We start from the raw sequence: 11,152 nt of genomic DNA, 5'->3' as shown, positions 1-11,152 counted from the left end.
GCAGACCGGCGCAAACAGGTATCAGTCCGCACGCAGGAATGATACCTGCGCGCGGGTCAGACCGGGATAACTTCACTCTGACGCAGCGTCAGTACCTCATATCCTTGCGCGGTGACGGCTATAGTATGCTCCCACTGCGCGGATAATTTTTTATCGCGAGTGACCACTGTCCAGCCGTCTTTTTTGGTTTTTATCCGGCTATCGCCCTGATTAACCATTGGTTCAATCGTAAACACCATTCCTTCCTTGAGGACAGCGCCTGTGCCCGGTTTCCCGTAGTGCAGCACCTGCGGATCTTCATGCATTTCGCTACCAATACCATGCCCGCAGTACTCTCTGACCACGCTGTAACCATTGCTTTCAACGTAAGATTGAATCGCATGACCGATATCGCCCAGGGTAGCGCCTGGTCTGACAGCCTTAATGCCCTTCCACATCGCCTCATAGGTTTTCTTCACCAGTCGACGGGCCAGCGGCGACACATCCCCGATCAGATACATCTTGCTGGAATCGGCAATGAGCCCCTCTTTTTCCAGCGTAATATCGACATTGACGATCATGCCGGATTTCAGATGTTCAGTTTCTTTTGGCATGCCATGACACACCACATCATTGATTGACGTATTCAGCACATAGGGAAAATCGTACTGACCTTTGCTGGCCGGGCGTGAATGCAGCGTGTTGACGATATAATCCTCGACCCGATTGTTGATGGCCATGGTGGAGACCCCTGGCTGAATAAAGGTATCCAGCATATCGAAAACAGAGGCCAGCAGTTCGCCTGCGTGACGCTGTCTGGCAAGCTCGTCCGCGGTTTTAATGGGAATGGATAGCATTGATCACCTCCAGTAAACGATCGGAGCCGGACTTCAGCATCATGAGCTTGATTTGCTGATGATTAAGCTCAGGATACAGCTCGCTCATCATACCCAGGCGGATCCAGTACTCCGCCTGCGCGTTAACCGAACGCGACATCGCCTTGCTGGCATCACGGATATCGTCGTGCAGCAGATCTGAAATTTTTACAATTCCCATTTATACATACCGTAATGATTTATATATAGATTGTATATTACGCCTCAGCCGTCAGGCAGACAACGTCGGCGGTCAGAAAACTTTCATAATGGAAACAAAAGAACGGCACGGTTTCTCTCCATGCAGGTCACGGATGTTGATGAATCACCTTATCAATTGCATCTCGAAGGGTGACGGGTATAGATGGCCGTATCGTTAATTACCGATATAATGCAAGTGGCAGGAAAACGGCGAATCTTTCCATGACGCGACGGTCCGCAAGTGCGAGTGAGTCATTCCGCAGTTAACGTCGCTGCCGTTTGAAAGACGACGACTAGAGAAGGATCGTGAATGGATCATCGCTTATCTCGAGGCACCGTAAAGCCGCTCATCACCGAACATAAAATTAAGGCCGCATCCTTACAGGGTACGCTGCATGGAACCTTACTATCAGTAGAAAGCGAAAGTGCGCCGGTCGTACTTATTATCCCCGGTTCAGGGCCGATTGATCGGGATGGTAACGCCCAACCGGATTTAGGCGCATCCCCTCTCCGGCTTGTAGCCGAGGGTTTGGCGGCTAAAAACATCTCATCGATTCGCATAGACAAACGCGGAATGTATGAAAGTGCAGGTGCGGCCGAACATGGCGACAAAGTTACTGTTGACGATTATGCCGTTGATGCGCGTTCCTGGGTGGAGACGCTTAAGCGCCGGTCAGATGATTCCCGTGTCTGGATTTTAGGACACAGCGAAGGTGGGCTGGTGGCGCTGACAGCGGCCCTGTCATGTGACGATATTTGTGGACTGGTGCTGGTCTCAACGCCGGGAAGGAAAATAAGCGAGGTATTACGGGAGCAGTTGCTCGCTAATCCGGCCAATAATCCTGTGCTGGCACAGGCGCTGAAGGCTCTTCAGGCGTTAGATGCAGGCAGATATGTGGATGACAGCCAATTACATCCGGCGCTATTACCGCTGTTTCGCGCCAGCATACAGGATTACCTGATCGACTTAATGAAAGTCGATCCAGTCGGACTGATTGCCGGTTATGACAAGCCGGTACTGGTAGTACAGGGAACCCGGGATTTACAGACAAGTATTGAGGATGCCGCATTACTGACCAGGGCTAATCCACTGGTGGTTCCGCAGATAATCTCCGGTATGAATCATGTTCTGAAACATATTGAATCTGACTCTGCTGAAGAAAACATCAGGGCATATGTCGATCCTGACTTACCATTAGCTGAGGGGCTTATCGACAGTATTTGTGCCTTCATACAGGAAAACAGCTGAAATACATAAACAAAGCAGTTCTCACCATGTTGATCTGTTGCGTTTAATTATTTCGGCCAGGCCTCCCTGCCCGGTTTTCTTATGTGTCTGACGAGTCTGAGGAATTTTTTCTCCCTCCCTGGCGAAAAACGGTGAGCGGGGTTTGCTTCTGGTCAGGCGCTTATCAGGCGGACATTTTTCGACACTCTTCTGCACACCGATGACAGGTGTCAGCACACTTTTTACAATGTTCATGATTATGTTTTGAACATTCATCTCCGCATTTCTGACAGATTTCGGCACAGAGTTGACAGAGTGCGCCACAAAATTCACTCTCAAGGGACATGAACTGAGCAGCCAGACGACAGATGGCCGCGCACTGCGCATCCAGACGGATACATTCACGCATCATTCCAACATCCGCCTCTTTCAGGCACGATGTTGCACAGTAATCACAGGTTGCGGCACAGAGATAACATGATTCAATACAAGAATGATATGCTTCTGACATAAATACCTTCCTTTTCCTGAAAGTTAATAGTGAATAACAATCCTGGAACAAAATATCGAGCATAGCCAAGCGGGACTGATTGATTTTTACAACGTCATCCTGGTTCACTGACAGGCTAAGTGAAAATTAAGTACACGGCGCAGATTTCAAATTCCAGCAAACTCAAAGGTGAAAAGCGATCGCAACAACCTCGCCAGCATGTAATCGCGGGATGAAAAGGAAAATACTGTTCAGCGATTTTTGCCTGTCGACCTGTCCCTCTTCTTTTTAACATTATCACTACTGTGGTTATTTTTGTAAATTATGTGACATTGTCACATACACCAAATCGACATGAATGCCGTCACTGATGGAAAAACAATTCCGAACGGAGAAAAATGCATATTTTTTGTTATAAAACAATACAATAATCCTCATACTTACTAAACAAAACCATGCTAATAATTGACTTTATCAATTAAAATGTTTAATTGAATTAATCGATAAAAGGAGTATTGTTAAAAATATTGATGAGCGGAGATAAGAAAATGTTGCGTGACTTTTTGGTGGTAGAAAAAGAAGATCGTCTGGTTGAACAACAATGCGCCGGCAGTGATAAGGTTAATTCACCGGATGTCACTGAATGGATTATTGTTAATAAAAACGGCGATAAAAAAGGGCGAGTGGCGTTATTGAATCAATTTACCACCCGCCGTTCATATTGTGTGAATTACCGCATCACGCAATTTGATAATAATGGTAACGTGGTCGTCGACCGTCTGGCTGAATTCATCTGAATACCGCAGAAAAGATAACATCGACGGGTTAAATATTATTATCATCGCGGCCCGGAACTCTGATACCAAACACGCGCTATTGCTGCCGATAAATTCAGCGGTAACGTTGCGCCCTGCCCGGCGCTGTGTCAGCCGGGCCCTTCACTGGCGGCGGCCAGCAGTGGCACAATCACATCGCTCAACGGTGTTGGAATCTCGTACTCCAGGCCATATCGCTGAATGACCCCGTTGCGAATATCCCATTCAAGCGGCATTCCCGCCTCACGATCCGTAAGTATGGAGGTGCTTAAATCCGGGGGCGCGCGATGGAAACCGGCGATAATCTCCTGCGGAACGCTATCCTCCAGGCTGGCCCCGGCGGCACGCGCAACCGTCAGACACTCCTGAAGATATGCTAAAGCAAGCGCGGTGATATCTTCGCGCGCAAACATCCCTGCCCGCCTCCCGGACAGCACCATCAGACCCGCGACTGCATTTTGCAACAATTTACGCCATGCGACAGAGGTAAAATCGGCGCGAATATCCACTTCGCAGCGGGTGCCCTGAAGCACGCGCTGCACCAACTCGGCCCCCTGACCGTCGGGTAGCGTCAGGCGCGCTTTCGCGCGCAGCCAGACTGAAGCTTCAGGCTCACGTTGTGCCGGGAACCAGACGACCGAAGGCAACACGTTTGCTTCCGGCGCATAAGGCGCGAATAGCGCTTTTTGTTCAACGCCGTTCTGTAGAACGCAAACGACAGTTTTCTCGTTACACAGCGCTTTTAACCACGCGGCAATGGCCGCAATTTGCGTCGCCTTTACAGCCACGAAAACCAGATCGTAAGGTGCCGTGACGGATGCAGGATCAGTCACAACCGGACCAGGCACGACAATCTTTCCGCCATCGAAACGCAGCGACAGCTGCGGGTACGCTCGGCGTCCGCAAACCAGTGGCGTACGGCCAACCTCGTGCAGCGCCGCTGCGATGGTGGTGCCGATTGCGCCAGGACCAATCAGTGCAATGGTGGGTTTCTCAACTGTCATCTACGCCTCCGGATCGCTTACGGTTCCTGAAATTTCATTGATAGATAACATAAACGCGACTGTGTTCGCATTACTATTTTATTCATATCGGTAACCTAACCGTGTGTGTCTGCGTACACACTTTTCTCCATACACAAGGAAGGTACATGTTTCCAGAATACAGAGAGTTGATTTCTCGATTGAAAACCACGCACCCACGCTTTCAGTCACTCTTCGCAAAGCATAACGCACTCGACCACGACATTTCCCGTATAGAAGGCGTCGATGGCAAAGGATATAGTCTCGAACTCGTACATATGAAGAAAGAAAAACTGTTGTTGAAAGATGAAATGCTCAAAATCCTTCAGCAAGATAGCCAGAATCAGGGCTGACTCGTTGTTTAAGGTCGCCAGACGCCGGCCTTGAGGCTGATGACAAACCTGATTTAGATATTGTGCTCGCATTTCTGCCGGGTGGCGGCTATCGTCTTACCTGGCATGTAAAACCAATAATATCATCATGTTATGGGTTTTTCGTAGGCCCGCGCAAGCGAAGCGCCGTCGGGCAATTCCGGAAAAACGCACTTTGTCTGCAATCTGAAGGCCGCCAGACGGCGGCCTTTTTACCCCCTTCATAACCCGATGTTCTCTTGCTATTAACAATGCCAGGAGATAGGTTTACGTCCGGTTTCTGGCAAGCAGAATAATAATAAACAAACCGCCGATTGCCGCCGTAATGATGCCGATAGGCAGTTCCTGCGGAGCCAGCAATGTTCTGCTGACAATATCACCACCGCACAAAAGCACCGCGCCCCACAGGCCGCATAGCGGAAGTAACAGCAGATGCTTAACGCCGGAAAAGTACCGGCACATATGCGGAATCATCAGTCCGACAAAGCCAATCACCCCGGTTAAAGCCACCAGAAGCGAGGTTGCCAGCGCGCAGCAGAAAAAAACCTCCATCCGCAGACGACCAACGTTAATGCCCAATGACTGCGCCGTCTGTTCACCGGCCAGTAAACCATCCAGCGAACGCCAGCGTAATAATATGAACGTGCAGAGAAATAGCAGACTCAACACGGCATAGGGTAAATTATCCCAACGCGCCAGACCGAGTCCTCCCAGCGACCAGAACAACACCGAGCTGGCAGCCCGCTGGTCGCCGGAAAAAATCAGATAGCTGGTCAGCGCGCCAAATAAAAAGGAGATTGCCAGCCCGCAAATAACTAAATGTTCGGCACTGCGCTGCTTCTTAAAATGAAACAGCAGCATCACCGCCACCGCCGAGCAGATACCGCCGACAAATACCGAAGCCGGTAGCGTCAACGCCCCGAGTCGTTCACCGAAGCGGGTCATCACCAGTACAGCCCCCGCGGATGCACCGGAGGAAAGCCCGAATAAAAACGGATCGGCCAGATCGTTTCGCGTTGTTGTCTGCAAAAGCCCACCGACGATGGCCAGTATCGCTCCGGCCAGTACTGACAGTAGAGTTCTGGGCACGCGCAAATCAATAACGATACGGCTGACCATCTCCGGCACCGGCACATCAACAAGCCTCAAGGCCCCCAACACCTGCACTAACGATAACGGCACGCTGCCTTTGGCAACGCTGAGCAGCATCAATCCGGCTAACACGGGCAACGCGCCCCATATTGCCCAGTAATAGCGATATTTAGTACAACTCATTGGGTTGTTGTCGGATACATGGCGTGAGCCAGTTTTTCGACTGCGTTAATATTGGCCGGCCCCGGCGTTAATTCCGCGTATTGTAGCTTCAGATAACGATGATGCTTCACTGCCGGCGTCTCTTTCATTAAGGGGTGATTTTCGAGGAAACGGCGCAACGCATCCGCACCGCTGCCGGTCTGGTAATCGAGAAGAATAATAAAGTCAGGCTCCGCCGTTGCGACGCTTTCCCAGGAAGTGGTTCCCCAACTGATGTCCAGATTGTCCATCACGTTTTTCCCTCCAGCCGCTTCAATAATGGCTGTCGGCATGGCGTATCGACCGCTGGTAAAGGGTTTATCTTCACCGGAATCGTAGACGAACACTTTCAGGGGTTTAACGCCTTTCGGCGGCTTAGGCAGCGCATTCAACGCTTTTTTCCAGCTATCGACCAGCGCCTGGGCTTCATGCTGCTTGCCGAAAATCTTGCCCAGCGTCAGCTCATCGTTATACAACAGGTTCATTGTCGCTTTATGTTTCTTATCCGTGGTAAACACGCAACTTTCGCTCAAAACAAACGTCTTGATACCATATTTTGCAAGTACGGAAGGCGTGACTTCTCCCCCAACTTTCATCCCGTAATTCCAGCCCGCGAAAAAGAAATCAGGATTCGCTGCCAGCAGTGTTTCAAGCGAGGGATATTTCGGCGCCAGCTCAGGGATCGACCCCATCTCCTTTTTAAATTCCGGCGTCATTTTGTACCAGCCCGTGATACCGGTTAATCCCACGATACGATCCTGTAACCCGAGTGCAAAAGCCATTTCCGACATGTTAAGGTCGTGAATCACCGCCCTTTTCGGCGCCTGGGTGAACGTGACTGGCGTCCCGCAGCTTTCAATGGTAACGGGATACTCAGCCGCATTCACCGCTGAAACGGCCAGAACAGCCACCATGCCTGCAAACCATTTATTCATTATTATTTACCCTCATATCGTTATTGCGCATAACCTGGAACCTCAAAAATCCGCACCGCTTTCCCCGTCCCGGGATGCGGTACAGTAAAACTGGTCAATCCAAAGACTGGATAAAGCCACTCGGAGACAAGCACCCGTTCCGGTACATCCCAGGTCACAGCACGCCCATGCGATAAAAGCAAAACGCGATCGGCAAAGGACTCAATCAGCGAAAGATCGTGCAATACCGCCACAACCGTAATGCCCTGACGTTTCACTAATGAAAGCAGTTCAACCCGGCCATGGGGATCAAGATGGTTTGTAGGTTCATCCAGTAATACCAGTTTTGGCGACTGGGCCAGCACTCGCGCCAGGGCGGCCCGCTGCCGCTCACCGCCGGATAACGCAGCGAGCGAACGTTTGCGCAATTTTTGCAATCCCGTATCATTAATCGCCCGGGTGACAATGGCTTCATGTTCGTGGCGCGACACCTCTCTCGCATGGGGAATACGCCCGAGGGCGACATAGTCTTCGAGCGCTAACCGCATATCGGGGGTGTCGTTCTGTGCGAGTACCGCAATCTGCTGCGCGCGTTGCTGCTGCGTCAAGGCGCAAACGGAACGACCGAACAAGCGAATATCGCCATCCAGTGAGGTCAGTTCCTGAACGATCGCCCGCAATAACGAGGTTTTACCGCTGCCATTGGGCCCAATCACCGCCAGACACTCTCCCTCGGCGGCATTAAAATGAATATCGGCGAGCAGTTCGCCGCCGCCAGGACGCAGCAATGAAGCAATATTGACGCTGAGAACCGGTTCAATGGACGTACAACACGTTGTCAAACTTACCTCCATTCGCAGACTTTCGCCTCTTTCAGACGGGCTGCAACGCCCCTTTTTTTCTCATCTTTCTGCCGCATACCGAAAATATGATAATCACTATCATTTCAAAAGAAAGGCAAAAGGCACACATTTTACACTGTTTTATTTGATATGTTATAATATAACATTCGACGGAGATTTAACACAACCGATCCCCGGATGCGTCAGCGGGTGATCGCCTTCATGAAGAATGACAAGGCATATTAATGGCCATGCCCCCTGCACCCGTCACACCCACTCAGCGCGCCTCGTAGAAAACGCCTGATTTCTTTGCCTCAAATTCATCTCCTCAATACGCTCCGTGAGCGTAGCCAGCACCTTCAGCAGCCGGGAAATATCCCCTGCAGGCAAGAAAAGTGTTATAAAAACCGACTGCATTTGAACCGTATCGGGTTAATTATGGAGAAGAAAAGAGCCACACTGATTGGATTCGCCGCTATCATCCTGTGGAGTTCGATGGTCGGGCTGATTCGTGGCGTCAGCGAGGGAATGGGCCCGGTGGGCGGCGCGGCGATGATCTACACCCTGAGCGCTGTTTTGCTGATTTTTACCGTCGGGTTCCCGCAAATACGCCAGATCCCCCGACCCTATTTGCTGACGGGCAGCCTGCTGTTCGTCAGCTATGAAATTTGCCTGGCGCTCTCGCTGGGATTCGCCGCGACCCGTCAACAGGCAATAGAAGTGGGAATGGTGAATTATCTGTGGCCAAGCCTGACGGTGCTGTTCGCCATTCTATTTAACGGGCAAAAAAGCAGTTGGCTGACCATTCCGGGTTTATTACTGGCTTTATTTGGCGTCGCATGGGTATTAGGCGGCGAGCACGGCCTGAATACCCATGAAATAATCAGCAATGTGTTCTCCAGTCCGTTGAGCTATATCCTGGCTTTTGTCGGCGCTTTTATCTGGGCTGCTTACTGTACGGTTACCGCTAAATACGCCAAAGGCAAAAACGCGATTACCCTGTTTGTTCTGCTCACTGCCCTGACTTTATGGTTAAAATTCCTCTTCAGCCAGCAGCCGCCGATGGTTTTTAGCTGGCCGGTGATGATCAAACTGATCGCCGTGTCGGTTGCCCTGGGATTCGGGTACGCCGCGTGGAACGTTGGGATCCTGTATGGCAACGTCAGCCTGCTGGCTGCCGTCTCTTATTTTACCCCGGTGCTCTCTTCCGCGCTGGCGGCGGTTTTATTGAGCGCCGCGCTTTCGTGGTCATTCTGGCAGGGCGCCGGGATGGTGTGTATCGGCTCCCTGCTCTGTTGGCAGGCGACCCGGCGCTAACCGAGGTCGCCCCCGGCTACCGGCAACGTGACCCCGGTGATATAGCTGGCTTCATCGCTGGCGAGAAACAAAATAGCATTGGCCTGTTCCACCAGGGTGCCATAGCGATGCATCAGGCTGCTGGCCACCGTTTGCGTCACGACCTGTTGATACCACTGCTGCTCCTGCACCGATGGCTGCTCATCATTACGCGGCGTCAGACGCGCGGGCGCTTCGGTTCCCCCCGGCGCTACGGCGTTGATACGGATGCCGCTCTCGCTATATTCAAGCGCAAGGCAACGGGTCAACGCGTTGACGCCGCCTTTTGCGGCTGAATAGGGTATCCGGTTCACGCCTGCCGTCGCCACCGACGAGATATTGACGATACAGCCCTTATGCTGCGCCAGCATCCACGGCAGCGCGGCACGACAGCCCCACAGCGCAGGAAACAGTGAACGGCGAATCTCTTTTTCAATCTGCGCGGGCTGATATTCGACGAATGGCCGTGCCCAAATTGTGCCGCCGACGTTGTTAATCAACACATCAAGGCGGCCAAAATGGGCCACGCCTTCCGCAAACACCCGCTCGGTGCTTTCCCATTGCTCAAGATCGGCTTCCAGCGCCAGTACTTCGCTGCCGGAATCTGTCAGTGCCGTCGCCAGCGCATGCACATGGCTTGAACGATCAATTAACAACAAACGGGCCCCTTCGCGGGCCGCCTGCTCTGCCGTCTGTCGGCCAATACCCTGCGCAGCGCCCGTGATAGCCACGACTTTATCGATAAATCGCATATTTACTCCTTATGCCACGACACGCTGACTGGCGATAAACCTTTCATACCAGAACCCGTGAGGCGCGATCCCCCGCTCGCGCAACGCCGTAGATACCGCATTGACCATCTGCGGCGGCCCGCACAGATAGATATCGACGTCGCCATTATTAAGCATGGCATCATCAAGATGCGCAGTGACAAAACCACGCCGTGGACATGCGCTCTGCGCGTCGGCAACCACGGGCAGCCAGCGACAGCCTGGTAGCTGGCCGATACAGGCCTCCAGAACGTCGGTTTTCACCAGGTCGCAATCACGATTCACGCCATACAGCAACGTCACAGGCCGGGTGCTTCCCTGCGCAACCAGCGTTTGCAGCATTGATAACAGTGGAGCTAAGCCGGTTCCGCCCGCCAGCATAAGCAGCGGACGATCGCCGCCGCGCAAATAAAAACTGCCCATCGGGCCGCTCAGGGTCAGACGATCGCCAGGGCGCGCGCGCTGCGTCAGCCACTGGCTCATAAGCCCGCCTGGCACGTTGCGGATCAGAAAGCGGCCTTCCACTTCGCCCGGGCGTGAGCTGAATGAATAGGCGCGAACCTGCGAGGTCTCCGGAACCTGAATATGAACGTACTGTCCGGGCAGAAAAGCCAGGGCTTCGTCCAGTTTAACCACCAGCTCAATTGTCGTATCAGAGAGTAAACGAATCTGCCGGACTTCAGCGCCAACGGTGGTCAGCATGGTTTTGCACTGTGCCGCCGCCACCGGAACATCAATGACGCAATCACTGGTCGGCACCATCTGACAAGTCAGAACCTGACGCGCCGCCGCCTCCTCCGCACTGAGCGCGTCTTCAAGGTAATCCTCACCCATGCCATATTCACCGCTGACACAATGGCATTTACAGGTGCCGCAAACGCCATCCGAACAATCCATCGGCAGATTCACCTTCTGGCGATAGGCGGCGTCCAGTACTTTCTCTCCCGCGTGACACTGAATAAAACGGGTAATACCGTCCTCAAAATTGAGCGCTATATTGAAGGTCATAGGCACCTC

General features: G+C 52.2%; 13 protein-coding genes. 4 read left to right on the top strand and 9 right to left on the bottom strand.

The genetic code is table 11. The annotated features are described in order from the left end of the window. Positions 1-56 precede the first annotated feature (56 nt). Together map and FN037_RS07905 are read right to left on the bottom strand one after the other, a co-directional pair. A complete protein-coding gene (map, locus tag FN037_RS07910) occupies positions 57-836 on the bottom strand; it encodes a type I methionyl aminopeptidase (protein WP_138362285.1) in 780 nt (259 codons plus the stop codon). After that, positions 817-1,035, bottom strand: a complete 219-nt coding sequence (locus FN037_RS07905; RefSeq protein ID WP_138362284.1) for a ParD-like family protein — start codon at positions 1,033-1,035, stop codon at positions 817-819. Before FN037_RS07905 ends, map begins: the two co-directional genes overlap by 20 nt. A gap of 330 nt (positions 1,036-1,365) precedes the next feature. Here FN037_RS07905 and FN037_RS07900 point away from each other — a divergent pair, with 330 nt between their 5' ends. After that, on the top strand, positions 1,366-2,304 hold the full coding sequence (locus FN037_RS07900) for an alpha/beta hydrolase (RefSeq protein WP_142501936.1): 939 nt from the start codon (positions 1,366-1,368) through the stop codon (positions 2,302-2,304). A gap of 163 nt (positions 2,305-2,467) precedes the next feature. On the opposite strand, the gene FN037_RS07895 is transcribed toward FN037_RS07900, so the two are convergent. Continuing rightward, positions 2,468-2,794 (bottom strand): four-helix bundle copper-binding protein, encoded by a 327-nt coding sequence (locus tag FN037_RS07895; RefSeq protein WP_142501935.1) that lies wholly within the window; start codon positions 2,792-2,794, stop codon positions 2,468-2,470. A 527-nt stretch (positions 2,795-3,321) separates the two neighbouring features. On the opposite strand from FN037_RS07895, the gene FN037_RS07890 reads away from it, so the two are divergent. Next, entirely contained in the window at positions 3,322-3,570 is a 249-nt protein-coding gene (locus FN037_RS07890; RefSeq protein WP_138362282.1) for a hypothetical protein, read from the top strand. 128 nt (positions 3,571-3,698) lie between these two features. Here FN037_RS07890 and FN037_RS07885 read toward each other — a convergent pair whose 3' ends face one another. Then, positions 3,699-4,592, bottom strand: a complete 894-nt coding sequence (locus FN037_RS07885) for an oxidoreductase (protein ID WP_138362281.1) — start codon at positions 4,590-4,592, stop codon at positions 3,699-3,701. Positions 4,593-4,738: 146 nt separating this feature from the next. On the opposite strand from FN037_RS07885, the gene FN037_RS07880 reads away from it, so the two are divergent. Next, positions 4,739-4,963, top strand: coding sequence for a YdcH family protein (locus FN037_RS07880; protein WP_142501934.1), 225 nt, complete (start codon positions 4,739-4,741; stop codon positions 4,961-4,963). A gap of 285 nt (positions 4,964-5,248) precedes the next feature. On the opposite strand, the gene FN037_RS07875 is transcribed toward FN037_RS07880, so the two are convergent. From FN037_RS07875 to FN037_RS07865, 3 genes are read right to left on the bottom strand one after another with little or no spacing between them, the layout of a single operon-like run. Next, positions 5,249-6,256 (bottom strand): FecCD family ABC transporter permease, encoded by a 1,008-nt coding sequence (locus FN037_RS07875; RefSeq protein WP_138362279.1) that lies wholly within the window; start codon positions 6,254-6,256, stop codon positions 5,249-5,251. Next, positions 6,253-7,209 carry an ABC transporter substrate-binding protein gene (locus FN037_RS07870; protein ID WP_138362278.1) on the bottom strand — a complete coding sequence of 319 codons (957 nt, stop codon included), beginning with the start codon at positions 7,207-7,209 and terminating at the stop codon, positions 6,253-6,255. Before FN037_RS07870 ends, FN037_RS07875 begins: the two co-directional genes overlap by 4 nt. Before the next feature lie 20 nt (positions 7,210-7,229). Then, on the bottom strand, positions 7,230-8,042 hold the full coding sequence (locus FN037_RS07865; protein WP_142501933.1) for an ABC transporter ATP-binding protein: 813 nt from the start codon (positions 8,040-8,042) through the stop codon (positions 7,230-7,232). A gap of 426 nt (positions 8,043-8,468) precedes the next feature. Between FN037_RS07865 and yddG the strand changes: the two genes are divergently transcribed. After that, positions 8,469-9,347, top strand: a complete 879-nt coding sequence (gene yddG, locus FN037_RS07860) for an aromatic amino acid DMT transporter YddG (protein ID WP_138362276.1) — start codon at positions 8,469-8,471, stop codon at positions 9,345-9,347. Here yddG and benD read toward each other — a convergent pair. Beyond that, positions 9,344-10,117 carry a benzoate diol dehydrogenase BenD gene (gene benD, locus FN037_RS07855; protein ID WP_142501932.1) on the bottom strand — a complete coding sequence of 258 codons (774 nt, stop codon included), beginning with the start codon at positions 10,115-10,117 and terminating at the stop codon, positions 9,344-9,346. The genes yddG and benD overlap by 4 nt on opposite strands. A gap of 9 nt (positions 10,118-10,126) precedes the next feature. Continuing rightward, a complete protein-coding gene (benC, locus tag FN037_RS07850; RefSeq protein WP_142501931.1) occupies positions 10,127-11,143 on the bottom strand; it encodes a benzoate 1,2-dioxygenase electron transfer component BenC in 1,017 nt (338 codons plus the stop codon). Between the last annotated feature and the right edge of the window lie 9 nt (positions 11,144-11,152).

The organism is Klebsiella sp. 2680, assembly GCF_900198535.1.
Classification (GTDB): domain Bacteria; phylum Pseudomonadota; class Gammaproteobacteria; order Enterobacterales; family Enterobacteriaceae; genus Klebsiella; species Klebsiella indica.
Note: the sequence above shows the minus strand (reverse complement) of the source record. Positions and strands in the feature narration are given on the sequence as shown.

Bases quoted from the DNA above. Each gene is read 5' to 3' on its own strand.
- map (WP_138362285.1), bottom strand. From the start codon at position 836: ATGCTATCCATTCCCATTAAAACCGCGGACGAGCTTGCCAGACAGCGT.
- FN037_RS07905 (WP_138362284.1), bottom strand. From the start codon at position 1,035: ATGGGAATTGTAAAAATTTCAGATCTGCTGCACGACGATATCCGTGAT.
- FN037_RS07900 (WP_142501936.1), top strand. From the start codon at position 1,366: ATGGATCATCGCTTATCTCGAGGCACCGTAAAGCCGCTCATCACCGAA.
- FN037_RS07895 (WP_142501935.1), bottom strand. From the start codon at position 2,794: ATGTCAGAAGCATATCATTCTTGTATTGAATCATGTTATCTCTGTGCC.
- FN037_RS07890 (WP_138362282.1), top strand. From the start codon at position 3,322: ATGTTGCGTGACTTTTTGGTGGTAGAAAAAGAAGATCGTCTGGTTGAA.
- FN037_RS07885 (WP_138362281.1), bottom strand. From the start codon at position 4,592: ATGACAGTTGAGAAACCCACCATTGCACTGATTGGTCCTGGCGCAATC.
- FN037_RS07880 (WP_142501934.1), top strand. From the start codon at position 4,739: ATGTTTCCAGAATACAGAGAGTTGATTTCTCGATTGAAAACCACGCAC.
- FN037_RS07875 (WP_138362279.1), bottom strand. From the start codon at position 6,256: ATGAGTTGTACTAAATATCGCTATTACTGGGCAATATGGGGCGCGTTG.
- FN037_RS07870 (WP_138362278.1), bottom strand. From the start codon at position 7,209: ATGAATAAATGGTTTGCAGGCATGGTGGCTGTTCTGGCCGTTTCAGCG.
- FN037_RS07865 (WP_142501933.1), bottom strand. From the start codon at position 8,042: ATGGAGGTAAGTTTGACAACGTGTTGTACGTCCATTGAACCGGTTCTC.
- yddG (WP_138362276.1), top strand. From the start codon at position 8,469: ATGGAGAAGAAAAGAGCCACACTGATTGGATTCGCCGCTATCATCCTG.
- benD (WP_142501932.1), bottom strand. From the start codon at position 10,117: ATGCGATTTATCGATAAAGTCGTGGCTATCACGGGCGCTGCGCAGGGT.
- benC (WP_142501931.1), bottom strand. From the start codon at position 11,143: ATGACCTTCAATATAGCGCTCAATTTTGAGGACGGTATTACCCGTTTT.